This window comes from Methylophaga sp. SB9B, from assembly GCF_004832235.1.
In the GTDB taxonomy this organism is placed as follows: domain Bacteria; phylum Pseudomonadota; class Gammaproteobacteria; order Nitrosococcales; family Methylophagaceae; genus Methylophaga; species Methylophaga muralis.
The window spans coordinates 40,122-64,326 of the sequence record NZ_SSXS01000003.1 but is presented as its reverse complement, the minus strand read 5'-3'; the positions used below and the strand labels follow the sequence as shown (position 1 = coordinate 64,326).

22 protein-coding genes and 1 pseudogene are annotated in these 24,205 nt (G+C 44.8%); 3 read left to right on the top strand and 20 right to left on the bottom strand.

Annotated elements, in window-relative coordinates; translation table 11 throughout:
* Positions 1-27: 27 nt before the first annotated feature.
* From E8Q33_RS04260 to E8Q33_RS04240, 5 genes are all read right to left on the bottom strand, one after another.
* Positions 28-1,950 carry a TIGR00341 family protein gene (locus E8Q33_RS04260; RefSeq protein WP_136553079.1) on the bottom strand — a complete coding sequence of 641 codons (1,923 nt, stop codon included), beginning with the start codon at positions 1,948-1,950 and terminating at the stop codon, positions 28-30.
* A 100-nt stretch (positions 1,951-2,050) separates the two neighbouring features.
* Positions 2,051-2,776: a succinate dehydrogenase/fumarate reductase iron-sulfur subunit gene (locus E8Q33_RS04255; RefSeq protein WP_136553077.1), complete on the bottom strand. Its 726-nt coding sequence runs from the start codon at positions 2,774-2,776 to the stop codon at positions 2,051-2,053.
* Positions 2,773-4,713 (bottom strand): fumarate reductase/succinate dehydrogenase flavoprotein subunit, encoded by a 1,941-nt coding sequence (locus E8Q33_RS04250; protein WP_136553075.1) that lies wholly within the window; start codon positions 4,711-4,713, stop codon positions 2,773-2,775. The genes E8Q33_RS04255 and E8Q33_RS04250 overlap by 4 nt, the downstream gene beginning before the upstream one ends.
* Positions 4,714-5,301 (bottom strand): succinate dehydrogenase, encoded by a 588-nt coding sequence (locus E8Q33_RS04245; RefSeq protein ID WP_136553073.1) that lies wholly within the window; start codon positions 5,299-5,301, stop codon positions 4,714-4,716.
* Positions 5,301-5,804, bottom strand: coding sequence for a hypothetical protein (locus E8Q33_RS04240; RefSeq protein ID WP_136553071.1), 504 nt, complete (start codon positions 5,802-5,804; stop codon positions 5,301-5,303). The genes E8Q33_RS04245 and E8Q33_RS04240 overlap by 1 nt, the downstream gene beginning before the upstream one ends.
* A 430-nt stretch (positions 5,805-6,234) precedes the next feature.
* Here E8Q33_RS04240 and metG point away from each other — a divergent pair, with 430 nt between their 5' ends.
* Positions 6,235-8,253 (top strand): methionine--tRNA ligase, encoded by a 2,019-nt coding sequence (gene metG, locus E8Q33_RS04235; RefSeq protein ID WP_136553069.1) that lies wholly within the window; start codon positions 6,235-6,237, stop codon positions 8,251-8,253.
* Between the two features lie 67 nt (positions 8,254-8,320).
* On the opposite strand, the gene E8Q33_RS04230 is transcribed toward metG, so the two are convergent.
* The 12 genes from E8Q33_RS04230 to E8Q33_RS15920 all read right to left on the bottom strand — a co-directional run bounded on the left by E8Q33_RS04230 (position 8,321) and on the right by E8Q33_RS15920 (position 17,900).
* The gene (locus tag E8Q33_RS04230; protein ID WP_136553067.1) at positions 8,321-8,755 is read right to left on the bottom strand and encodes an Hsp20/alpha crystallin family protein; all 435 of its coding nucleotides are present in this window, start codon (positions 8,753-8,755) and stop codon (positions 8,321-8,323) included.
* 138 nt (positions 8,756-8,893) lie between these two features.
* Positions 8,894-9,550, bottom strand: coding sequence for a response regulator transcription factor (locus tag E8Q33_RS04225; protein ID WP_069295318.1), 657 nt, complete (start codon positions 9,548-9,550; stop codon positions 8,894-8,896).
* On the bottom strand, positions 9,543-10,871 hold the full coding sequence (locus tag E8Q33_RS04220; protein WP_136553065.1) for an ATP-binding protein: 1,329 nt from the start codon (positions 10,869-10,871) through the stop codon (positions 9,543-9,545). Before E8Q33_RS04220 ends, E8Q33_RS04225 begins: the two co-directional genes overlap by 8 nt.
* Positions 10,872-11,132: 261 nt before the next feature.
* Positions 11,133-11,423, bottom strand: coding sequence for a hypothetical protein (locus E8Q33_RS04215; RefSeq protein WP_247869918.1), 291 nt, complete (start codon positions 11,421-11,423; stop codon positions 11,133-11,135).
* Positions 11,424-11,821: 398 nt separating this feature from the next.
* A complete protein-coding gene (locus E8Q33_RS04210) occupies positions 11,822-12,157 on the bottom strand; it encodes an SUF system Fe-S cluster assembly protein (protein WP_069296999.1) in 336 nt (111 codons plus the stop codon).
* Positions 12,158-12,161: 4 nt separating this feature from the next.
* A complete protein-coding gene (sufU, locus tag E8Q33_RS04205) occupies positions 12,162-12,608 on the bottom strand; it encodes a Fe-S cluster assembly sulfur transfer protein SufU (RefSeq protein WP_069296998.1) in 447 nt (148 codons plus the stop codon).
* The gene (locus E8Q33_RS04200; protein ID WP_136553059.1) at positions 12,608-13,831 is read right to left on the bottom strand and encodes a cysteine desulfurase; all 1,224 of its coding nucleotides are present in this window, start codon (positions 13,829-13,831) and stop codon (positions 12,608-12,610) included. The genes sufU and E8Q33_RS04200 overlap by 1 nt, the downstream gene beginning before the upstream one ends.
* Positions 13,824-15,128 (bottom strand): Fe-S cluster assembly protein SufD, encoded by a 1,305-nt coding sequence (gene sufD / locus E8Q33_RS04195; RefSeq protein WP_069296996.1) that lies wholly within the window; start codon positions 15,126-15,128, stop codon positions 13,824-13,826. The genes E8Q33_RS04200 and sufD overlap by 8 nt, the downstream gene beginning before the upstream one ends.
* Positions 15,125-15,892, bottom strand: a complete 768-nt coding sequence (sufC, locus tag E8Q33_RS04190) for a Fe-S cluster assembly ATPase SufC (protein WP_069297000.1) — start codon at positions 15,890-15,892, stop codon at positions 15,125-15,127. The genes sufD and sufC overlap by 4 nt, the downstream gene beginning before the upstream one ends.
* 79 nt (positions 15,893-15,971) lie before the next feature.
* Positions 15,972-17,420, bottom strand: coding sequence for a Fe-S cluster assembly protein SufB (gene sufB, locus E8Q33_RS04185; RefSeq protein ID WP_069296995.1), 1,449 nt, complete (start codon positions 17,418-17,420; stop codon positions 15,972-15,974).
* Positions 17,413-17,739 (bottom strand): Rrf2 family transcriptional regulator, encoded by a 327-nt coding sequence (locus tag E8Q33_RS04180; protein WP_247869943.1) that lies wholly within the window; start codon positions 17,737-17,739, stop codon positions 17,413-17,415. Before E8Q33_RS04180 ends, sufB begins: the two co-directional genes overlap by 8 nt.
* Positions 17,736-17,900, bottom strand: a complete 165-nt coding sequence (locus E8Q33_RS15920) for a hypothetical protein (protein ID WP_247869917.1) — start codon at positions 17,898-17,900, stop codon at positions 17,736-17,738. Before E8Q33_RS15920 ends, E8Q33_RS04180 begins: the two co-directional genes overlap by 4 nt.
* Before the next feature lie 235 nt (positions 17,901-18,135).
* Between E8Q33_RS15920 and E8Q33_RS04175 the strand changes: the two genes are divergently transcribed.
* Positions 18,136-18,759 carry an FKBP-type peptidyl-prolyl cis-trans isomerase gene (locus tag E8Q33_RS04175; RefSeq protein ID WP_136553057.1) on the top strand — a complete coding sequence of 208 codons (624 nt, stop codon included), beginning with the start codon at positions 18,136-18,138 and terminating at the stop codon, positions 18,757-18,759.
* Between the two features lie 44 nt (positions 18,760-18,803).
* Here E8Q33_RS04175 and ampD read toward each other — a convergent pair whose 3' ends face one another.
* Positions 18,804-19,355, bottom strand: coding sequence for a 1,6-anhydro-N-acetylmuramyl-L-alanine amidase AmpD (ampD, locus tag E8Q33_RS04170; RefSeq protein ID WP_136553055.1), 552 nt, complete (start codon positions 19,353-19,355; stop codon positions 18,804-18,806).
* Between the two features lie 85 nt (positions 19,356-19,440).
* Here ampD and nadC point away from each other — a divergent pair, with 85 nt between their 5' ends.
* Positions 19,441-20,286, top strand: coding sequence for a carboxylating nicotinate-nucleotide diphosphorylase (gene nadC / locus E8Q33_RS04165; RefSeq protein ID WP_136553053.1), 846 nt, complete (start codon positions 19,441-19,443; stop codon positions 20,284-20,286).
* Positions 20,287-20,345: 59 nt separating this feature from the next.
* Here the strand turns inward: nadC and E8Q33_RS04160 are convergent, their stop codons facing one another.
* On the bottom strand, positions 20,346-22,667 hold the full coding sequence (locus E8Q33_RS04160) for a TonB-dependent receptor (RefSeq protein WP_136553051.1): 2,322 nt from the start codon (positions 22,665-22,667) through the stop codon (positions 20,346-20,348).
* Positions 22,668-22,812: 145 nt separating this feature from the next.
* Positions 22,813-24,203 (bottom strand): annotated as a pseudogene (gene cysG, locus E8Q33_RS04155) (siroheme synthase CysG).
* Positions 24,204-24,205: the final 2 nt, after the last annotated feature.

The following is a 24,205-nucleotide window of genomic DNA, read 5'->3' as shown; positions in this document are numbered from 1 at the left end:
CCTGTTTCTCTGGGTCTGAGCTGTTGTTTATCGAATCACCCTGACAGCAATTTCCAATACAACCGGCTGCTGCAAACGTCGTTCTATTTCCTGTTTAACTTTATCCATAACCTCATCATCTACCGCGGTTTTTGACACCATGGTAAGACTGATAATCAACGGATCGCGCGGCCGGACCTGGACATCCACCAGTTTCACACCGGCAATTTCCTGACCGTCTAACTGACGTAGCACATTGTTTTCTGCCACCATGCGATCAAAACCAATAGCCAAGGGTACCGCCAAAATAGCGACCATGACCAAGGTCAACATCAAACCACGTTTCGCCCGGTGAAATGGGCTATACCCCAGGAACATAAAGGTGATTAACGCTGCCAAAATAATGCCAACCAGGTTGGTCAGATATAACAAAAACGCGCCAAAGAACACGGTCAAATCAAACCAGCCGAGACCAATGCCGGCAACAGCTAATGGTGGTACCAACGCCACCGCAATTGCCACACCTGCCAGACTTTTGGCCACTTCAGCTCGGGCATGTGCATAAGCCCCGGCAATACCCGATACCACGGCGACACCCAAATCCAATAATGTGGGGCTGATACGAGCTGCAATTTCAGTATTAATGTTATTCAGTGGAATAAACCAGGCAATAAGCATCGCACATAGCAAGGCCAGCCCAGTACCTATGGCTATACTTTTACCACTTTCCATCATTAATGATTCATCCTGGCGCAGAGTGCCAAGAGACATGGAAATAATCGGTCCCATAAGCGGTGCCAGAATCATCGCGCCAATCACCACCGGAATAGAGTTGGCAAAGAGTCCGAAGGCTGCCAGTAAAGTCGAGAGCACCATCAAGGTTAAATACGCAGGAGTCGCTTTGGCACTCTCTCGCATCAACATAAACAGATCTTTAAATTCTTCCGGTGCAGCATGATGCATCCATGGCAATGGATAACTGATCAGTTCATTTCGGGCCTTGCCTAATGGCAATGCCTGAGTACGAACGATTTCTTTCTGCTCGCCGCCACTCTCTGCTAAGGCCAACAATCGTCCCGGAATCAAACGAATGGTTCGTCGCTCGACTTTAAACTCAAGCTGCTGTGCTTCAGAAACCATTTCGTCATGGCTATATTGAATGGGTTTATTGGTTTCCAGTTTTAACCGGCTGCTTTTGAAAAAACCAACAAATGGTGGGTTATTTCGGCTCCATATATTGCGCATAAACAGCGAAGCAAACAGAAAACGTAACATTTCGAACACACTTCGTGGTGCCAACACCAGCGCATGCATCATGCCATCATTAGCATTGGAATCCGCCATAAAACGACGTGATAACACTGAGCTTCGCCCGTGTTCAACAGCAACCACACCAAAAGCAGCTGTTTCAATGACTTTCTCTTTCTGTGTGGTAATAGTGAATGGCGTAAACCGTACTTCTTTCAGACTACGCATCAGTCGCCAGAAACGTCGAACCCGAGCCCAGAACGGTTCAACCATCGCTTCCCCTGGCACCAACGTAAAGGTCTGCCCGACGATGACCGAGTTAAAGACTGGCTGTTCATTACACAACATTAAATCAAGCTGTGAGGCATCGTTTTCCATAATATCGCTAAGCGCCTCGTCAAAACTGGCTGCGATACCAAAACCATAACGAGCATGCTTCATCTCAGGATGTGGCAATAAACCGATTGTCCATTCCTGTTCACGCGCTTGTAGCATTAATTCACGTAAACTTTCGTCATTCAGATAGCTGATGACTAACTGATCATCATCAAATTGATATTGCTGCCCTAGCTGGAAATTGTTAAGTCGTATCTCCCATTGCTGCTCCGGTAGCTTCGGCAAAATAGTCTCTTGCACAACCGCGTCATCGGCGACTGAAAACAGCAAGACTACCCGACGTTTTTCCGTCATCGAATCAAGTTTGCTGATCAGATCTTCTACCATCTAAAAACTCCGAAAGGGGATAAATGCGTTGTAGAGTAAGGCAACAGAACCTGCCTGAGCGACAGGTTTTTAGATTATTAAAACATGAATATTGTTAGATTTAACCTTGATATAGCAATTTATTCATTTTGCTAATGGTATCTGTACCTATCTGTTTCGGGCAAACCCGTTCACATTCCCGGTAATTACTGCAACTGCCAAAGCCTTCAGCTTCCATACGGGCTAACATTTTGGCGGGACGTTTTGTATCCAACTGTCCCTGTGGCAGGCTGCTCAAATGACTCACTTTGGCCGCAATAAATAAAGTAGCTGAGGCATTAGGACATACCGCTACACAGGCGCCACAACCAATGCAGGTAGCCGCATCAAACGCTTTGTCTGCGACCGGCTTGGCTACTGGCTGAGTATTAGCTTCGGGTGCCGCGCCGGTTCGGACAGGGATGTACCCTCCCGCCTGAATGATTCGATCAAAAGCACTGCGATCCACCATCAAATCTTTTATCACCGGAAACGCTGTAGCTCGCCAGGGTTCAATCCATAATTCATTTTGATCATGATAGTCACGCATATATTGCTGGCAAGTAGTCGTCGCCTGATGCCGGCCATGCGGTTCACCATTAATCACCAGACTGCAACTGCCACAGATCCCTTCACGACAGTCATGATCAAATACAATCGCTTCTTTTCCAAGACCGATAAGCCGTTCATTCAAGGCATCAAGCATTTCCAGAAAAGAAGATTCAGCTTCGACTTCCAGCTCGTGCTTTTCAAAAAAACCATCATCTTGGGATGAGGCCTGACGCCATATATGCAGAATAAAATTCATTGGTAATTCCGTATCCCAGGGCTGACAAAATCAAAATGCAAGGGCTCTTTGATCAGTTTTGGCTGCACAACGTCACCGGTAAATTGCCAGGCCGAAACAAATCCGAAATCGTTATCACGCCGTTGTACTTCACCGTTACTGGTCAGATGCTCTACCCGAGCATGACAGCCACAGGACTCTTCCCGGCTCAGGGCATCAATACACATTAACTCACCCAGTTCCATAAAGTCGGCAACCCGGCCTGCTCTTTCCAGGGTTTGATTGAGCTGTTTATCGTTACCACTGATTTTAATTTCTCGCCAGAACTGTTCACGTAGTTGCTGAATATCCTCAATCGCCTGCTTTAAGGCAAACTCATTACGCGCCATGCCGCAGTGATCCCATAAGATCTTGCCCAGCCGACGGTGAAAATGATCTGGTGTGTGTTTGGGCTCAGGCGCATTCAGCAGGCTATCGAGCCGCGATTGCGAATAGTTCATAGCCTGCTGCACTTCGGGATAGTCTTTATCTTCCAAAGGCGTTTGCCTGGCAAGATAATCAGACACGGTGGTTGGCAGAATAAAATAACCATCAGCCAAGCCCTGCATTAATGCACTGGCACCCAGTCGATTGGCACCGTGATCGGAAAAGTTGGCTTCGCCGCCGGCAAACAATCCATCTACCGAGGTCATCAGATTGTAATCCACCCATAAACCACCCATGGTGTAATGCACCGCAGGATAAATCCGCATCGGCTGTTGGGTCGGATCTTCAGAAGTAATCCGCTGATACATATCAAACAGATTGCCGTATTTTTCGTTTATAACATCAGCGCCCTGCTCTTTGATAGCATCAGCAAAATCCAGATACACACCCAGCTTCTGACCATTGATTTCATGCCCAACGCCACGTCCGTCATCACAAATATGTTTGACCGCCCGTGACGCAATATCACGTGGCACCAGATTTCCAAACGCCGGATACATGCGCTCCAGAAAATAATCCCGATCCTGTTCCAGAATATCTCGTGGATCGCGCCCACAATCGGCCGGATTTTTCGGTGCCCAGATGCGACCATCATTACGCAATGATTCACTCATTAACGTGAGTTTGGATTGCAACTCGCCATGCTGCGGAATGCAGGTGGGATGTATCTGCGTAAAACAGGGATTGGCAAATAATGCTCCGTGTTTGTGAGCACGCCAGATAGCCGAGGTGTTACAGCCCTTCGCATTGGTCGACAAGTAAAAGGCATTACCATATCCACCGGTGCAAAGCACCACACAGTCCGCGAGATGGGTACTTAATTCCCCGGTCAGTAAATCCCTGACCACGATCCCTTTGGCCTTGCCATCGATTTTGATCAGATCCTGCATTTCGCAGCGTGAAAAATGCTCAATATGACCTTCGGCAACCTGCCGGCTCATCGCCTGATAGGCACCAAGTAATAACTGTTGACCGGTTTGACCACGTGCATAAAAGGTTCTGGATACCTGCGCCCCGCCAAACGATCGATTGGCCAGATAACCACTGTATTCACGGGCAAATGGCACACCTTGCGCTACAGCCTGGTCAATAATCGACGTACTCAGTTCCGCCAGACGAAATACATTGGATTCGCGGGCCCGAAAGTCGCCGCCTTTAATCATGTCGTAAAACAGTCGCCAGACACTATCACCATCATTATGATAGTTTTTAGCGGCGTTAATACCGCCCTGAGCCGCAATACTGTGTGCCCGGCGAGGACTGTCCTGATAGCAGAAGGTTTTCACCTGATACCCCATCTCAGCCAGTGAAGCCGCCGCAGAAGCACCTGCCAGCCCCGTACCAACCACAATCACCCGGTAACGTTTTCGGTTAGCCGGACTGACTACTCGCAGATTGTATTTATGCTGGGTCCAGCGTTGTTCCAACGGACCTTTCGGGGAAAAGCTGTCTAATGGTTGTTCGTCAGTCATTTATGCTTTCCAGTAGGCCACTATTGGTACGATGGCAAATCCCACCACCAATAACACGACAATTGCAGTGCTGATCCAATAAAACTGTTTTGAGGTTTTGCCAAGGGTTTGCAACACATTGGTTAACGAATGCTGCAAATGCAGTCCAATTAACAGCACGCCACCCAGATAAATCGCTAATTGCCAGACTGAGCTGAATAAGGTGACTGTCTGCCCGTATATATCAGCACCGCCAAACGACCACATTTGCGCCATATGCCAGACAATAAACAGCAGAATCAGCGTGATAACAATGGATACCAGCCATGCGGGAATAAAATGATGTTGCCGGTGATGATAGGCATGAATTCTGGCCTTGCTGTTATGCAATCGAATCTGCACAGCCACAATCACATGAAACACCAATGAAGCTGCCACTAATATCCATAAGGGCCAGCGAATCAGTGGTTGGTTATAGAAATCGTAAAACGCCTGATATTGCTCGGGGCTGAAAAAGCTCAGATTACTGAGCATATGAAAAATCAGATAAGCGGTCAGCACCAGACCGGCCATCGCCATCAGGCGTTTTTTAACTTGCAGCAGTGCCATCAGCTCTCCCGACTCATTGCAATTTGATCGGTCTCCGATAACGGTTCGAGTTTTTCACGCTGAATGGTACGCACACAGCTGTTCCAACGCAGAATAGCTTCATCATTATGATCTGGTCGCATTTGCTCAGCCTGCTGATAACACTCTAACGCTTTAATAAAATAATCGTAGGCAAAGGCACGGGACATCGGTTGCGTCAGCATAAAGCGGGCACGCCGTTCCAGCACAATACCGGTGTAATAAATCTGTTTATATTCGCTGGTGAGTTTGGCGATAGCCACTTCAATGTCCTGAAATGGTGACTGACTGCCGCTGATACTGATCTGATCCGTGAGTGCCAGAATGTAAACCACCAACGCCGCCTGATTTTCCGGCTCAATATTAAGGATATCCAGACAGATACTTTCAGCGATTTCGGGCTCTAACAATGAGCGATATTGTCGCGCCCGATCCAGAGCCAGCTCAATTGACTCGGCATGTATGTCATGTAAATTCAGGTCCATCAGGCTCTCTTACTGCTAGGAATTGCCGTCACGGCAGATATAGCCTCAATCTAAAGCAATTGGCATGGCTTTTCAACGCAACCATGCCACATTATTCAAAATAGAGTCTGAGAGGGTCTGTTAACCTTTCATAGTCACCACTGCTGGAGGCTATTTTTTTGTCCAGCAAGGCGGAAATGATGCTATGTAGTCGTTCTACATAAATCATTTACAACGCAGTTGGACGGAAAAATAGTCCCAGCCCTTCGGGTTGAGGCTGAAAAGGCACCACTCTTCGTTGCTCGTCGTTTATTTAGAATGACTAAACTGCTCTCCTCGCGCCTTGATTGGTGCCTTTTCAGTCACAACAGTGGTGACTATGAAAGGTTAACAGACCCTAGTTAATCTGTTATCTTTGACGGTTTTCTAACGGCTTAATTCCGGTTTATTTATGCAACGAAAAATTCTGGTCACCAGCGCACTTCCCTATGCCAATGGATCCATCCATTTGGGACATCTTGTTGAATATATTCAGACAGATATCTGGGTGCGTTTTCAAAAAATGCGCGGCCACGAATGTCATTATGTTTGCGCCGATGATGCGCATGGCACTCCGATCATGTTGCGCGCACAAAATGAGGGCATCAGCCCGGAACAGTTAATCGCCGACGTCAGCAAAGAACATCAGGCCGATTTTGCCGAATTTGCGATTGGTTTTGATAACTATCACAGCACCCATAGCGAAGAGAACCGCCAACTGGCCAGCCAGATTTATCTGGCAAATCGCGATGCCGGACATATTGAAAGCCGTACCATCAGTCAGGCCTATGATCCGGAAAAAGAAATGTTCCTGCCGGACCGGTTTATTCGCGGTGAATGTCCCAAATGCGGTGCCGCTGATCAATATGGTGATAACTGTGAAGTCTGCGGTGCTACCTATGATCCGACTGAATTGAAAAATCCGGTTTCTGCAGTTTCCGGCGCTACACCGATCACTAAAGAGTCAGAACATTACTTTTTCAAACTGGGTAACTTCGAACCATTATTACGTGAATGGACCCAAGGCGATCATCTACAGGCCGAAGTTGGCCGCAAACTCGGCGAATGGTTTGACAGTGGTTTGCAGGACTGGGATATCTCACGTGATGCACCCTACTTTGGTTTTGAAATTCCCGATGCACCAAATAAGTTTTTCTATGTGTGGATGGATGCACCGATTGGCTATTTAGCCAGTTTCAAAAATTACTGCGACCGCAGTGGTGTGGATTTTAATGAATTCATGCGTGCCGACAGCCCAACGGAAATGGTGCACTTTATCGGCAAGGATATTATCTATTTCCACGCCCTGTTCTGGCCAGCCATGCTGAAAGGCGCTGGTTTCAGATTACCGAATCGTGTTTATGCCCATGGTTTTCTCACAGTTGATGGCAAAAAGATGTCCAAGTCCCGTGGCACGTTTATCAAAGCCCGCACTTATCTGAACCATTTAAACCCAGAATATCTGCGTTATTACTTTGCTGCCAAACTGAACAACACCATTGAAGATATCGATCTGAGCCTGGAAGATTTCCAGAATCGTATTAATTCTGATCTGGTTGGCAAGGTAGTGAATATTGCCAGTCGTTGTGCCGGTTTTATCAATAAACGCTTTGAAGGAAAATTAAGCGATGCTTTGGCTGATGAAGCCTTATTCAGATCATTCACCGATCAATCTAAGTCGATTGCCAAGCGTTATGACAATCGCGAGTTTGCTCAGGCAATGCGTGAAATCATGGCATTAGCAGATAAAGCCAATCAGTATATTGATGAACAAAAACCCTGGGTGCTGGCGAAAGAAGAAGGCAAAGACGCAGAAGTGCAAGCCGTTTGCAGCATGGGCATCAATCTGTTCAGAGTGCTGATTGCCTATCTGAAGCCCGTATTACCTCGCACGGCCGAACAGGCTGAGGCTTTCCTGAATATTGCTTCGTTACATTGGGCAGATATTGAAAAACCATTACTGGGCCACACCATTTCAGTATTTAAACCGCTAATGACGCGTGTTGAACAAGACAAAATCGACGCTATTGTTGAAGAGTCAAAAGAGAATATGACAGCGACTCCTGCTCCGACAAAGAACACTGAGAATATTGATCCGATTGCCGAAGAAATTCAGTTTGATGACTTTGCCAAAATTGACTTACGCATCGCCAAAATCGTTAATGCCGAACATGTCGAAGGGGCTGAAAAGCTGCTGAAACTCACTCTGGATATCGGGCTGGCAGAAAAACAGGTATTTGCAGGCATCAAATCCGCTTATGCACCTGAAGATCTGGTTGGTAAATTAACCGTGATGGTCGCCAATCTGGCCCCACGTAAAATTCGTTTCGGTTTATCAGAAGGCATGGTGCTGGCTGCAGGCCTTGGAGGTAAGGACTTGTTTATCCTCAACCCTGATGAAGGTGCCACCCCAGGTATGCGGGTTAAATAAAACCGCACATTATTAAAGCTAAAAATAAAAGGCTCTAAAAGTTAACTTTTAGAGCCTTTTCAGTTTCTTACTGAACATTCACTTCAATGCGTTTGGGTTGCAACTGCGGCATTTTAAGGATTATCAGCTCCAATACACCATCACGTGATGTCGCATTAATTTGTTCGACATCAGCGGTTTCAGGTAAGGTAAAGCGACGCATAAAGCTGCCACTGAAACGTTCAATACGTTTGTAATTATCTTTCTCTTCAACCTTGTTGCTGTCGCGAACGCCTTTAATTGTCAGCAGGCCGTTTTCTGCAGTTACTTCGATATCTGCGGCTTTAACGCCCGGTAAATCGGCATGAATAATAAAGTTTTCTGCATTTTCCTGAATATCCACAGCCGGTGTCCAATCTTCCTGACTGAAGTTGGTTTCCGTCGCCGGTACCTGAAATAAGGACGACATTTCACGTTGCAGGTTATCAAGCAAACTGTAAGGTCTGTATCGTTGAATAGCCATAAAACACCTCCAAAACTTTTTCATCACGAAGACGAACAATGTCTTCTGATCGACAAAATTGGGATGCCTTAAAATAATTCAAGAGGTCTGTTGATTTTTTAATTAAGTTCTTAACTATCAATAAACTGAAAACAATTTCTAATGTTTGATAATACCCAGCACAACAGCAATATTGGCCAGATCAGCAGTGGTGTTAACGTTCAGTTTATTTTTTATCTGTGTGTTGTAGTTCGCGACGGTTTTATAGCCTAAGTGCAACTCGGCAGCCACTTCATGCGCTGTCATTCCTCTCGCTGTCAGGCAAAACACATCAAACTCTCTTGGTGACAACAGTTCTACTACTTGACCGTAATGTAAGGTATCCGACGGATGTCTGAAATCATCGATATTCGGCAGGATATCCTGTTCTATATATCTTTTGCCCTGAGATACCGCTAAAACAGCTTCTGCCAGTACCTCGGCCGCACTGTTCTTTGTAACATAACCTCTTGCGCCCGCCTGAATAGCACGTTCTACATAAATGGACTCATCGTGAATGCTATAGACCAAAACCGTGGCCTGTGGATCTTGTTTTTTTAAACGACGAATGGTTTCCAGGCCTCCAATACCAGGCATAGATAAATCCATTACCACCACATCGGGCCGCTTTCGGTCATATTCATGACAAGCTAACTCACCACGATCGACATCGACAATAGTACCGATAAACGGTTGGGCGTCCAGCAACATTCTAAATCCCGCCCGAACTACTTGGTGGTCATCTACCAATAACACACTAATCTTTTTTTCATTCATTTTCTGGTTTCTCAATGATTGGCATCCATGCGCTTACACAAACGCCATTACCCGCCTCAGATTCAAATCTGAACCGGCCTCCCATATTTTCTACTCGTTCTCGCATCGCCAACACACCGAAACCATGTCCTGATGATTCACCACCTTGCCCATTATCTCGGATCCGCATGACTACACGAGGGGAAGTCTGCTCGCCTTCCTGTCTGATAACTAATGTTACCTCAGATGCATTAGCATGACGCACTACATTTGTCAGACATTCCTGCGCAATCCGATAAACATGAATAGCCAGTTCATGCGCGACATTATCCAGACGTTCGTCATAATCCAACTTGATCACTAAATCGGGGTGGCGTCTTCGCCATTCGCTTACTAAATCAGATAATGTCGCACCTAAGCCTAGATCAGCCAGACTTAATGGATGCAGGGTTCGCATCATTGAACGAACAACGCCGGCCAAATGGTTGCAAATTTCTGTAATGGATTCAGAAATTTTTGTAACATTTGCGCCTGGTTGACGAATAGCGGTCGACATGGCTTTTACTGCAGTAAGTGACTGCCCCATTTCATCATGTAATTCGCGAGATAAATTGCGTCTTTCCGATTCCTGGATCTGCATGGTATGGCGGGCTAACGCCTGATTATTATCTTTCGCTACCTTCAATGCGTCAGATAAACGGTTAATTTCAGTCGCAATGGCGTCAAATTCACTTATTTTGAAAGGGGGTAATTTACGTCCATATTGTCCTGACTCAACCCTGCGTAACCCCACAACAATACTGCGAACAGTTCGCAACATTGAATTAAACACAATATTTATAGCTAGAAAAATGACCCCAATCATGGTCATCACCGACCAGAAATAGGCTACAGATTCTTCCCATGTCTCAGCAATTTCATCTAACGGATCTGCACGAACGATAAGTTGCTTCACTCTTCCATCGGCGAGCCTAACATCATAATTGGCAGAGGGATAAGTCGTTTTTACAATACGCACAAACCAATCGGGTGGAAATTTTTCATCCGTATTTTCAGCGGCAAACCACTCTACTTCTTCGCCAGCTTCATTAAGAATACTAATATGTAAGTGTCGGGTATGCTGAATGGCACTGACTTGTTGTAACCATTCATATTCAGTCATTGAGGTGCGGGATAAATGGCTAAATCCTAAATCCATCATTTGTAAGGCCATATTAAAAGAAGAATTCACTTCTCTTTCAACGGACTGACGCACCTGCCAAATCGTTAAAATACTGCCGAAAATACTAATAATGATCACCGAAAATAGGATCCGGCTATTAATCAGGCCTCTTAAGCTCATGGCAGTAATCTCAATGTTTCTTTAAATTTAGAATGACAATGATTTGTCAGGCTTACCAAGATACGTTAGTTAAGGCGAATATCAATTCCAAGAACCTACTGGCAATCAAAATTTGTTAAACCTCTCTACTTAGAGGTCTGTTTCAGGCTAACGCTAACCTTGCCTTTAGTTAATGAAACCTTGTTTTGTAACAATCCGAAAAAGGGAGGATTATTACTTGTTTTGTATGGTTAGAGTTCTAACTATGCAGGGGATGTCGTTTCAGCCTGAGACTTGTTGCGTGGGAGCAGCTTCATTTATCTCATGCATATCAACCACAAATCTATATTGCTTTCCGTAGTGCAGGATAACTTCTTTCTGTCCACGCTTAAGGATTTTGACCTCTATCCGAATATCACTGAAACCGTCATGAGCTAAAACATCATCAATCAGTTCCATCAATTTTAATTTGAGAAGTTTTGTAGTGGTTTGTGGCATTACATTGCTTGTCATCAATTCCAGCTCAGTTTTATATTTGTGAGTGGATAGTAGGCAAAGAGGAAAATATCCCATATAGGAGAAATTCCTTATTTTTTAAAAGCTGCTGTCGGCACGCAAAAATAAAAAGCTAAACAATTGTTTTTAAATGACTTTAAAGGTTAAAGCTAAATTGTTTTTTTTGTTGAGAAATACTCAACAATGAGTGCATCAATTTACGAATAGATGAGGTATCACGCGAAGCAAATAAAAAGGAATTCCTCCTATATGCGGCATAGCAGCAGATGACTATGATTGGCTCCAACAGCTTGCTAATGAAATTCTCTCGGGGCTCAACCCTGAACTAGTTGCTTACTGTAGCCTTAAAGTTTGTTACCTCTTCAGATTGGTCATGCGATCTGATTAACCGTGGATAGACTATCCACGGTTTTTTTTTGCTTTGATTTTGCGATATACCGCAGGAGATCTTGAGGCTAGAACATACCCAATTGTAACTGGGCAGCTTCACTCATCTGATCACGGGTCCAAGGTGGATCCCAGACCAGTTCAACATGTACTTTATTAACGCCATCAATACTGCTGATCTTGTTTTCCACATCACCAGGAAACGTCTGTGCGACTGGGCATCCCGGCGCCGTTAAGGTCATTTTGATAACCACATTTCCAGAAGCACTGACGTCAATTTCATAAATCAATCCCAGTTCATAGATATTGACGGGGATTTCAGGATCGAAGATGGTTTTCAGCATCTCAATCACATCTTCTTTCAAGTCTTCTTCGGTAAAAGGTTGTACCTGATTATCATTCATAAAATTACTCAGTGCTAATCGAAATATCGTGCTCGCTATCTATTGCTGCATGCACGGTATGCCAGGATAAAGTCGCGCATTTTACCCGCGCCGGAAACTCTTTGACACCACTTAAAACTTCCAGTTTGCCTAACAGGTTACGATCGGTTTCTTCACCAGTCATTGATTTATGAACTTGTTCATAAATAGCCTGAGCTTCCTCGATGGTTTTGCCTTTTAATGCTTCAGTCATCAACGATGCTGAGGCCATTGAAATGGCACAGCCACTCCCTTTGAAACTGACATCTTCAATTACATCACCTTCGAGCTTGACGTAAACCACCAGCTTGTCACCACATAACGGGTTATTGCCATGCGCTAAATGATTGGCCTGATCAATCTCGCGAAAGTTTCTTGGGCGTTTGTTGTGATCCATGATCACTTGCTGGTATAGCTCTCTTAAATCACTCATCAGGCAAAAAGCTCCTGTGTTTTTTGTATCGCGTTAATCAATGCGTCAATTTCTTCTTCCGAGTTATAAAACGCAAATGATGCACGAGCAGTTGCCGGAATATCGTAAAACTCCATTACCGGTTGAGCACAGTGATGTCCAGTACGGATAGCCACGCCTTGCTGATCAAAAATAGTCCCAACATCATGCGGATGCACGCCTTCAATCATAAAAGAGATGACCGCAGCTTTTTCGGGGGCTGTTCCAATAATGGAAACACCTGATAAAGCCTCAATTTTACGTGTGGCGATCTCCAGCAGGTGATGTTCCTGAGCGGCAATATTATCGATACCAATTTGCCACATATAATCTATCGCCGCACCGAGGCCGATAACACCAGCAATATGCGGTGTACCTGCTTCAAACTTGGCTGGCAGTTCGTTGTAGATGGTTTTCTCAAAACTTACCGACAGAATCATGTCACCACCACCTTGATAAGGTGGCATGGCATTCAGCAGTTCTTCACGCCCGTAAAGCGCACCGATACCGGTAGGCGCAAACATCTTATGACCGGAAAACACATAAAAATCACAATCCAAATCTTTAACATCAACAGTCATATGCGGCACTGCCTGTGCCCCGTCAATTAATACCGGGATATCTTTGGCGTGTGCTTTGGCAATCATGGCTTTGACAGGATTTATAGTGCCTAGAGCATTGGATACCTGTCCAATGGCCAGAATCTTGGTTCGCTCTGTAAGCATCTCATCAAAGTCGGTTAAATCCAGTTCCCCGCTTTGTGTCATCGGAATAACTTTCAGTTTGGCACCGGTCTGTTCACACAATATTTGCCACGGTACGATATTGGCGTGATGTTCAAGATGACTGATCAGGATTTCATCACCAGCTTGCAGCTTTGGTCTGACAAAACTTTGTGCTACCAGATTGATAGCTTCGGTCGCACCGCGGGTAAAGATAATCTCTTTATCCGAATTGGCATTTAAAAACTGCCTTACTTTGCCTCGCGCAGCTTCGTACATATCTGTCGAACGCTGACTCAGCTTGTGCACTCCACGGTGAATATTGGCATTATCGTGAAGATAATAATGACTGACCGCATCAATCACCTGGCGAGGTTTTTGGCTGGTTGCCGCATTATCCAGATACACCAATGGATAACCATTAATTTCCTGATGCAGAATTGGAAAATCCGCACGGATGGCATTAATGTTCAAGTTACTCATGATTACCACCTTTCGGTAGGCGTTTTTCAATCACTGCAGTAATGGATTTTTTCAGCTCCTGATTCGATATACGTTCAATCACATCAACTGCAAAAGCAAACGTCAGCAAACTGCGGGCGCTGATTTCATCCAGACCACGGGCACGCAGGAAAAACAATTGATCTTCGTTGATTTGACCGACAGCACTACCATGTCCGCATTTCACATCATCGGCATAGATTTCCATTTCTGGCTTGGTGTCAATTTCACAACCACGTGACAACAGTAAGTTGCGATTACTTTGGTTGGCATCGGTTTTCTGTGCATCTTTATGCACTATCACTTTACCGTTAAAGACTGCATGGCTTTGTTGATCTAAAACGCCTTTATACATTTCATCGCTGGTAGTGTTTGGAACCGCATGATCAATTCGCGTATGGTTATCGACATGTTGCTCACCAGTAACCAGATACAAACCATTTAAAGTCACATGGGATTGCTCACCCAACAACTGACTATGCACATCATTTCTGGCCAGCTTGCCACCCAATGAAATATTGCTGTTATGCCATTTACTATTGGCAGCCTGTTTGGCTGCAATCGTAGCGATATGATAATGGTCCAACGCTTCACGCTGTAATTTGTAGTGAAATAATTCGGCACTCTCAGCCAGATTTATTTCGGTAATTACTTCGGTTAAACCATTGGCGTTATCGTTACCGGCATAGGTCTCAATAAACGTTGCCTGACTGCTTTCATTCATCACAATGACATTACGCAGATGCATTGCGTAGTGCTCAGTACGCCCGGTATTTACCACGATCAGTTCAATAGGTTTGTCTATCTGACTATTCGCCGCAACTTCAATAAAGATGCCTTCGTTCATCAGCATCGTGTTTAAAGCATTAAAACCAGGCTTTTCAATATTAATCTGCTGATTCAGAAATTCGCTGGCACGCTCAATAGCTTGTGATAACGGACTTACCGTTAAACCTGCAGGCAGGTTATCAATCGACGAAGCGGTAAAATCTACACGACCATCGACAATCACCAGACGATAAGCATCTTCAACCAGCTGCAAATCATATATATCGGCATGACCAGGTTGTGATACTTGATGTTTGAATTGTTCCTGCCCTAACTGCCACAGACTGGTGTACTTCCAATCTTCTTCTTTTCTGCCAGGCAAGCCATTACGTTCAAACTGAGCTTTGGCTTGTTGACGCAAGGTGTGCCAGCGGCTATTTTCTTCCACCATGACATCACGGCTAGCCGCAACAGCAGCAAAATCGGTATGTATGTCTGTTAAAACTTTCATGCAGGCTGCCCTTCTGGCTCTGGAGCATCATGTACCCAGCTGTAGCCAGATTTTTCCAATTCTTTTGCCAATTCCTTGTCGCCAGATTTCACAATGCGACCTTCAGATAACACGTGCACATAATCCGGCACAATGTAATCAAGCAATCGTTGGTAATGAGTGATCATGACAATAGAACGGTCTGAGTTGCGTAAGGCATTTACACCTTCAGAAACCGTACGTAAAGCATCGATATCCAAACCTGAGTCGGTTTCATCAAGAATCGCCAGTTCAGGCTCCAATAAAGCCATTTGCAGAATTTCATTACGTTTTTTCTCACCACCAGAGAAACCTTCGTTCACACTGCGGTGTAAAAACTGTTCATCCATTTTGACCAGCTGCATTTTGCTACGCACCAAAGTCAGGAAATCAATGGCATCCAGTTCTTCCAGACCCTGATGTTTGCGAACAGCATTTAATGCCGCTTTAAGCAGGTAGATATTGCTGACACCCGGGATCTCTACCGGATATTGGAAAGCCAGAAACACACCGCGTCGGGCACGCTCTTCAGGTTCCAGTTCAAGCAAGTTCTCACCTTTATAGATGACTTCACCCTGAGTGATTTCATAGCCTTCACGACCGGTTAATACATTAGACAAAGTGCTTTTACCGGCACCGTTTGGCCCCATAATGGCATGCACTTCGCCCGCATTGACCGTTAAATTGATACCACGCAAAATTTCTTTGCCATCAATTTTTGCGTGTAGATTTTTGATTTCCAACATTTTCATAATTGTTCTCTATTCATTTTTATTGGTTGAGCGGCCTGACCCACTCAACACGTGTTTGTTAGGTGAATGTTGTTTAACCAACCGAGCCTTCTAAGGACAAACCCAACAGATTCTGTGCTTCAACCGCAAATTCCATTGGTAATTCACGAATAACCTGCTTACAGAAACCATTCACAATCATCGAGACCGCATCTTCCACATCCAAGCCGCGTTGTTTGCAATAGAACAGCTGATCTTCACTGATTTTTGAGGTAGAGGCTTCGTGTTCAACCTGAGCAGTCGGGTTTTTCACTTCGATATACGGGAAAGTATGCGCTGCACATTTATCACCCATTAATAAGGAATCACACTCGGTGTAATTACGGGCATTTTCAGCATTTGGCCCGATGCGTACCAGACCACGATAGGCATTTGATGAACGGCCTGCAGAAATGCCTTTGGAAATAATGGTCGAGCTGGTGTTTTTACCCAGATGGATCATCTTGGTTCCAGTATCGGCTTGTTGCATATTATTGGTCACAGCCACCGAGTAAAATTCACCGATAGAGTTGTCACCCTGCAACACCACACTTGGATATTTCCAGGTGATAGCCGAACCAGTTTCTACCTGGGTCCAAGAAACTTTTGAACTAACACCACGACAGGCAGCACGTTTGGTGACAAAGTTATAGATACCGCCTTTGCCATTTTCATCGCCGGGATACCAGTTTTGTACGGTGGAATATTTGATTTCAGCACGATCCATTGCCACTAATTCCACCACCGCCGCATGCAACTGATTTTCATCACGCATCGGTGCAGTACAACCTTCCAGATAACTTACATAAGAATCATCATCGGCGATAATCAATGTGCGCTCGAACTGTCCAGTATTGGCTGCGTTGATACGGAAATAAGTTGATAGCTCCATCGGGCAACGTACGCCTTTTGGAATATAAACAAACGAGCCATCGGTAAATACCGCTGAGTTCAATGCCGCATAATAATTATCTTTCTGCGGAACCACGCTACCCAGATATTTTTTAATCAGTTCTGGATGCTCATGAATCGCTTCAGAAATAGGCATAAACAAGATGCCTTGCTCGGCCAATTTATCTTTGAAGGTATTTGAGACTGAAACACTATCAAACACCGCATCAACAGCTACACCAGCTAAACGGGCTCGTTCATCCAATGGCACACCCAATTTTTCATAGGTACGCAATAATTCCGGATCGACTTCATCCAGACTTTTCGGTCCATCGGTTTTTTTCTTCGGAGCTGAATAATAGCTGACCGCCTGATAATCGATTTCCGGGTAATGTACATGGGCCCATTCCGGAGTATCCATGGTTAACCAATGGCGATAGGCTTTCAAACGCCATTCCAACATAAACTCCGGTTCGCCCTTAATCTTGGAGATCTGACGCACCACATCTTCATTCAAACCGGGTGGCAAGCTATCTGATTCAATATCAGTATAAAAACCCGCTTTGTATTCTTTCTGCGTTATGGCTTCAAGTTGTTGTGTTTGATCATTCATATTGATCACCATCCTGTAAGGTAACTGCTTTTGCCCTGAAGTTGGGCGGATAAAATTGAACTGGTCGTGGAACAGAAAGCGAGGTTGCCAACATGTCGGCTAACTTAACTTCATCTAATGCGTGGAATACGGCATTGTTGATCTGATTCCAGTTTGTCTGCACTGAACAATGCGTTTCTTGATCACAGTGCGATGCGCTACTAACACACTCCGTTAATGCAATCGGACCCTCAATTGTCGTGATGATTTGGGCAACAGAAATATTGGCCGGATCACCACTTAAGGTATAACCACCTTGTACCCCGCGTTCTGAAGTCAGCAGACGCCGGCGGATAACATTTTTAATATTTTACGTACTGTCGGCAGCGGCATATGCACCGCATCTGATAACATATGCGCGCTGTGCTGCTTGCTGCGGTGTTCGGCAATGTAGCTCATCAGCACAATGCCGTAGTCTGTCAGTTTGCTCATGCGTAACATGTCACGCCCTCCTAATTGATACCATTATAGTATCAATTAACCGAATAACCAAGTGTATTAGTCGGCTATTCAATCTGAAACCAGCAGAAAAATATGAGACAATCGCGGAGCGAACTTCGCGGCTGAGAAGATCTCTAAACAACGCCAGCCTAAATTTTAATTAAATCTTTGAGAGTCATAAGACATGAAACTGAAATATCTCGCCTTCCTTCCCGTTTTATTTGGAGCTAATGTAATGGCAGAAAACGCCACCCTCGATACAGAACAACAAAAACTCAGCTATATCTTCGGCATACAAGTCGGTCAACAAATGATGATGGAAGGCGTTGAGCTGGAAATGGATGCATTCAGTGCAGGTGTTGCCGATATGATGGCTGGCCGTCAACCACAGATGGATCAGGCAACAGCCCAAGAAATCATTGGTAAATACCAACAGAAAAAATCACAAGAACTTGCTGCTATGATGAACAAAAAGCAAGCCGAGTCAAAAGCCTACATGGCAGAAAATGCTAAAAAAGACGGTGTGGTTACAACTGAGAGCGGTCTTCAATATGAAATCATCGAAGCCGGTGACGGCGCGACCCCAACAGCATCAGATCGCGTAATCGCGCATTATGAAGGCACTCTGATTGACGGTACGATTTTTGACAGTTCTATTCAACGTGGTGAACCGGCAACATTCCCAGTAAATGGTGTCATTCAAGGTTGGCAGGAAGTGTTGCAGTTGATGAAAGAAGGCGCTAAATGGCGTGTTGTCATCCCAGGTAACCTGGCTTATGGCCCACAAGGTGCCGGTGAAATGATTGGCCCTAATGAAACATTGATTTTTGATATTGAGCTGATTGCAATCACGCAATAATCATTATTTAAGATCTACTGAAGCCGCCTACGGGCGGCTTTTTTTTATGCTTGCAATAACAGTTTATAACGCGGCCAGTCAAAATGTGGACCGGGATCCGTTTTACGGCCCGGTGCGATATGTTCGTGACCGGTAATGCGTTGCTCAGACAGCAAGGGATAGCTTGATAATAAAGCTCTGCTTACGGCGGCCAATTGCAAATATTGAACCTCTGTAAAAGCGGTTTCATCATCACCTTCCAATTCAATGCCGATAGTAAAGTCATTACAGCGTTCACGTCCCTCCCAACAGGATACCCCTGCATGCCAGGCGCGTTTATGAAATGGAACAAACTGCTGTATTAATCCATCTCGTCTTATTAATAAATGTGCGGATACCTTTAAATGCGCTATCTCAGCAAAATAAGGATGCGCATTGGGGTCTAACCGGTTGAGAAATAAATCTGTAATCCAACCGCCACCAAATTGCCCCGGCGGTAAACTGATATTGTGAATGACGATACCGCTGATATCGTTCTCATCCAGACGATCATCATAATTTGGCGAGGGTAAAATCTCCGCCACATCCAACCATCCGCTCTGCCTGTCGATAATCACTTAGTGCTCCAACCTGAGTTTGTGAATAGATTATCAGAGCTTTAACAGTTACCCTATCGGCTGTTTAAATAGAACATCAAAGACTATGACCATTCAGAACTTTATCCCCGCCAATTTTATTGCATCACAAGTCAAACTCTCATTACTTGAAGATATCGGCCAGCAGGATCTTACTGCGGATTTAATTCCGGCCGATGCCATCGCTAAAGCCACATTAATCAGCCGTCAAAATGCCGTTTTATGTGGCAAAGACTGGTTTAATGAAGTGTTCCATCAGCTTGACCCCGCTATCCAAATCAACTGGTTTTATGCAGACGCAGATTTGCTTACTGATAATACAGTTATCTGCGAGCTTTCAGGTAATGCCAGAGCGTTATTAAGTGGTGAACGTACCGCAATGAATTTTTTACAAACCTTTTCGGGCACGGCTACTCAAACCAAACGTTATGCAGATCTGTTAAAAGACTTACCAGTTAAATTACTGGATACACGAAAAACCCTGCCCGGTTTACGACTTGGGCAAAAGTATGCAGTGCGTTGTGGCGGCGGGTTTAATCATCGCTTTGGCTTATATGACGCAATATTAATTAAAGAAAATCATATTCTTGCTGCAGGATCAATTGCCGCAGCGGTAGCTCAAGCCAAAGCCTTGCATCCCAATGTATCAATTGAAGTTGAAGTCGAATCCATGAACGAACTTGAGCAGGCACTGAACACTGCCGCTGATATTATTTTACTGGATAACTTTTCTTTGGAAATGCTACGTGAAGCTGTCAATTTCACCAATGGGAAAGCCGCTCTAGAAGCGTCCGGTGGCGTGAATATACACACCATTCGTGATATTGCCGAAACAGGCGTGGACAGAATTTCTGTCGGACAACTCACCAAAGATTTACAAGCTGTCGATCTCTCTATGCGATTTATCGATTAAAAAAAAGAGTAAGGCCGCATTTAGCAGCCTTACTTTTATCTGAACGTTTATAACCAGAATTAAAGAGTTACTTTAAATCCAATCCAACCCGCTCTTGGCGCACCAGCACCGACAAAGCGTGGATCTTCATAATCCAGACCAGGCGCTTCATCCGGCTCACCATATAAACCAAAGTTTTCATATTCACTGTCAAACAGATTGTCGACTTTGGCAAAGAACTGAACATTTTTATTCAACTTGTAACGACCGTGTAGATTAACCAGTCCATATCCACTGATTTTCTTATCTTCGTTCGCTTCATCACCACGGTAATACTGGCTAGAATGATACGAAGCCGTTGCGCCTAAAGAAAGTTTCGGTGTAAAGGCATAATCAACACCGATCTTAATGTTGTGCTCAGGAATACCCGGCAGACGATCGCCTTTGTTCACTTCAAAGGTTTCGACTTCATCGTCTACTTCACGAGCATAAAGGAACGAATCTTCAAACGTTGCACGAACATAGGAATAGTTGGCAAACCACAACATTTTGTCTTGCTGACCATTTACGCCTAATTCCAAACCAGCACGGGCAGTTTTATCGATATTGTCAAATTTACCTAGGGTTAAACGTGGATCAGCATCATCTTCAACATCCGGGAAGAAGAACAAATCATCCTTCAACTGCGTATAAAACACACCGGCATTCCAGTTCAAATTACCATTTTGACCGCGCAAACCTGCTTCAACCGTTCTAGCTACTACGTCATCCAAAGGTGGATCTGCCAGAAAAGCATTTGGATAAGCACAGGAATTCTCTCCACCTTCAGCACATGTCAGCTCAGAAGGTGTTGGCGCACGATTCGATTCGCTGTAGTTACCATACGCCGTCAGGTTATCTTTTAAAGCATAGGTTAAACCGGCTGAGGGGTTAAAACGCTTGAATACATGCTTATTGCCGGCTTCATTCAGATCCTGTTCACCACCTTTGCTGGTGCCGGAAATATCAATCTGAATCCAGTTATAACGACCACCAAAGGTGAGATCCAAACGTTCTGTCAATGAATGTGTATTGGTGAAAAACAGGCTGAATGTGTCAGTATTAATTTTGCCATCAACAATCGTTTCATCAACAATCACCCCAGTGCCACTTGTGCCACGGCTATCAGTGAACTGGGCGATTTCAGACTGAGAAGAATGTTTAACATCAGAACGATCATAGGAAGCACCTACAATCAACTGATTGTCGCGACCAAACACATTATCTAGGAAAGTGGATTGCAAACCGAAACCGTAACTATCCTGTTTGGTTTTGCTGGTATTGTTTAATGCGACAAAATCGCCATCGGCAAAACCGAATGCGCCAGCATCTCCAATGAAGATTTCATCCGGATCTAGAACACCAGGGGTATCATCGTCTTCCTCACCAATTTGATTTCCGATAACACTCAGCTCAGAACCATCACCATTAAACGTAGAACGATCACTGCGTCGATAATAGGTATTGGCTGACAGCATCATGTTGTCATTTACCCAATGCGAACCATTTAAGGTAAACATACGCAGTTCATTTTGCGTGTTGTCTGGATGGGTAAATACAGCTTCACGATCATCTCTCACCAACTCAATCGGCGAAGCACCATTACCATTCAGATCACTGTCAACAGCGGTGATACCAAAATCCAGGCTGCTTGTTTCATTACGGTAGCTTAGGTTAGAAAAGAACTGCTCAACTCTGGATGGTGAAAAGTCACGCCAACCATCTTCTTTAGTAATCGAACCAGTTACAAAATAAGCAAAGTTACCATCACTGCCACCACTTTCAATGGTGCCGGAATCACGTCCGAACGAACCGGTGTAGGCTTCCAGACTATGTCCCGGATGGGTAAAGCCATTTTTGGTTTGGATAGATAAAGCACCGCCCAATGTATTCAAACCAAATAAAGGATTAGAACCCGACATCATATTCATGCTGGCAATGGCTGATTTTGGCAATAATTCAAAATTAACTGCATCACCAAAAGGCTCATTAATCCGCACACCATCCTGATAAACCGAAATACCCTGAGCATTACCAACCAGTGGAGAAGCGGTAAAACCACGGAATTTCAAATCAGGTTGAAAAGGATTGTTTTGAGCATTGTTAATGCTGACACTACCCATTGTCTGATTCATAAAATCAGAGATATCCAACGCCTGACTACGTTCGATATCTTCGGCGGTTGCTGTTTGAACATTGCTTGGAATTTTGTCAGCCTCGAGTCCCACACCGTGTAACGGTGTGAGACTGATAACTTCGATGCTTTCAAGTTGCAGATCCGGTTCAGCAGCCAAACTGAAACCGGGGCTTAAAGCCGTTGCTAATAACGCGGGCAGGACGCCACGTCGAAAAGGAATCGCCATCTTTAATCTCCCAGATTAATAATTTGTATTAATTTTTTTTAAAGCTTTCTACGAAGCTTGGGGCGATGCTAGCATGGCGTTTCAGACATAGAATTAGGAAAATTTCCTAAAACAAATAAGGAACATTAACCCATTGATTTTATTATTAAAACCAGGCCAATTTATTGTGTAACTCTACCACTTCTCCAATGATTAGTAGCGTAGGTGCGACAGGTTGTGTTTTTTTGCCAACTCGGGTAGATCCGCAATGGTACTGACCCAAACCTTTTGATTCTCGGTGGTACCTTGCTGCACTAGGGCCGCAGGCATATCCGCTCTCATGCCGTGTTTTTGCAGCTGTTGGCTAAGAATATCCAATCCTGCCAGCCCCATATAAACCACCACCGTTTGACGAGGTTGGACTAAAGCCTGCCAGTTCAAATCCAGCTCGCCTTCCTTTAATTGGCCGGTTACAAACACACAACTTTGTGAATAATCGCGGTGAGTTAACGGAATTCCGGAGTAGCAAGCGACACCAGAAGCTGCGGTGATACCGGGCACCACCTGAAAAGGAATTTTCTGTTCAGCCAGTGTGGCAATTTCCTCGCCACCACGGCCGAATATAAACGGATCACCGCCTTTTAGACGTAAGACCCGTTTACCTGCCTGGGCATGCTGCAGCAATAACAGATTAATTTCATCCTGCCGCTTGCTATGCCATGCCCGCTGTTTACCGACATAAATCATTTCAGCTTCTTTACGTACTAACGCCAGTACTTCCTTGCTGACTAGCCGATCGTAAAACACTACATCAGCCTGCTGCATTAAACGTAACGCTTTGAACGTTAACAAGTCAGGATCGCCGGGACCCGCTCCTACCAGATAAACTTCACCTTGTTGCAGCGCATTATCGGCTGTCTCTTCAAGTAAGGTCTCAAGGGTTTTAATGGCAAGTTCATCACGTCCAGCCAATACATGATCGGCGACCGGTCCTTGTAATACTGACTCCCAGAAACGACGGCGCTGTTTTAACTGACCGAACTTCGCTTTTACCCGTTCACGATATTCACCAACCAGTAAACCTAATTTACTGTAAGCAGGCGGTATCAGGGTTTCCAGACGGGCACGTAACTGTCTGGCCAGAATGGGTGATTGTCCGCCGCTGGAGATAGCGACAACGATTGGGGAACGATCTAGAACAGACGGCAGAATAAAGTCACACATCTCAGGTTGATCGGCCACATTGGCCAGAATCTTTTTAGCCTGGGCAGCATGGTAAACCTCAAGATTCACGCTTTCATCATCTGTAGCTGCAATAACCAGCGTCTGATCAGCAAGGTAATTCGGTGAAAATTTGTCGTTAATCCATTGCACCTTCCCCTGATAGTCTGCGTCTTCTAATAACTGACGCGACATCTCAGCAATTTCCGGGGCAATAATTGTGACCGTTGACTGAGCTTTTAATAATAAGCCGGCTTTGCGGGCGGCAATTTCGCCACCACCTACAACCAGACAATGACGATTCTTTAAATCAATAAATATAGGTAAATAATCCATCT

What these genes read in the sequence shown, in the direction of transcription:
- E8Q33_RS04260 (WP_136553079.1), bottom strand. Translation starts at nt 1,950, where the DNA reads ATGGTAGAAGATCTGATCAGCAAACTTGATTCGATGACGGAAAAACGT.
- E8Q33_RS04255 (WP_136553077.1), bottom strand. Translation starts at nt 2,776, where the DNA reads ATGAATTTTATTCTGCATATATGGCGTCAGGCCTCATCCCAAGATGAT.
- E8Q33_RS04250 (WP_136553075.1), bottom strand. Translation starts at nt 4,713, where the DNA reads ATGACTGACGAACAACCATTAGACAGCTTTTCCCCGAAAGGTCCGTTG.
- E8Q33_RS04245 (WP_136553073.1), bottom strand. Translation starts at nt 5,301, where the DNA reads ATGGCACTGCTGCAAGTTAAAAAACGCCTGATGGCGATGGCCGGTCTG.
- E8Q33_RS04240 (WP_136553071.1), bottom strand. Translation starts at nt 5,804, where the DNA reads ATGGACCTGAATTTACATGACATACATGCCGAGTCAATTGAGCTGGCT.
- metG (WP_136553069.1), top strand. Translation starts at nt 6,235, where the DNA reads ATGCAACGAAAAATTCTGGTCACCAGCGCACTTCCCTATGCCAATGGA.
- E8Q33_RS04230 (WP_136553067.1), bottom strand. Translation starts at nt 8,755, where the DNA reads ATGGCTATTCAACGATACAGACCTTACAGTTTGCTTGATAACCTGCAA.
- E8Q33_RS04225 (WP_069295318.1), bottom strand. Translation starts at nt 9,550, where the DNA reads ATGAATGAAAAAAAGATTAGTGTGTTATTGGTAGATGACCACCAAGTA.
- E8Q33_RS04220 (WP_136553065.1), bottom strand. Translation starts at nt 10,871, where the DNA reads ATGAGCTTAAGAGGCCTGATTAATAGCCGGATCCTATTTTCGGTGATC.
- E8Q33_RS04215 (WP_247869918.1), bottom strand. Translation starts at nt 11,423, where the DNA reads ATGGGATATTTTCCTCTTTGCCTACTATCCACTCACAAATATAAAACT.
- E8Q33_RS04210 (WP_069296999.1), bottom strand. Translation starts at nt 12,157, where the DNA reads ATGAATGATAATCAGGTACAACCTTTTACCGAAGAAGACTTGAAAGAA.
- sufU (WP_069296998.1), bottom strand. Translation starts at nt 12,608, where the DNA reads ATGAGTGATTTAAGAGAGCTATACCAGCAAGTGATCATGGATCACAAC.
- E8Q33_RS04200 (WP_136553059.1), bottom strand. Translation starts at nt 13,831, where the DNA reads ATGAGTAACTTGAACATTAATGCCATCCGTGCGGATTTTCCAATTCTG.
- sufD (WP_069296996.1), bottom strand. Translation starts at nt 15,128, where the DNA reads ATGAAAGTTTTAACAGACATACATACCGATTTTGCTGCTGTTGCGGCT.
- sufC (WP_069297000.1), bottom strand. Translation starts at nt 15,892, where the DNA reads ATGTTGGAAATCAAAAATCTACACGCAAAAATTGATGGCAAAGAAATT.
- sufB (WP_069296995.1), bottom strand. Translation starts at nt 17,420, where the DNA reads ATGAATGATCAAACACAACAACTTGAAGCCATAACGCAGAAAGAATAC.
- E8Q33_RS15920 (WP_247869917.1), bottom strand. Translation starts at nt 17,900, where the DNA reads ATGTTACGCATGAGCAAACTGACAGACTACGGCATTGTGCTGATGAGC.
- E8Q33_RS04175 (WP_136553057.1), top strand. Translation starts at nt 18,136, where the DNA reads ATGGCAGAAAACGCCACCCTCGATACAGAACAACAAAAACTCAGCTAT.
- nadC (WP_136553053.1), top strand. Translation starts at nt 19,441, where the DNA reads ATGACCATTCAGAACTTTATCCCCGCCAATTTTATTGCATCACAAGTC.
- E8Q33_RS04160 (WP_136553051.1), bottom strand. Translation starts at nt 22,667, where the DNA reads ATGGCGATTCCTTTTCGACGTGGCGTCCTGCCCGCGTTATTAGCAACG.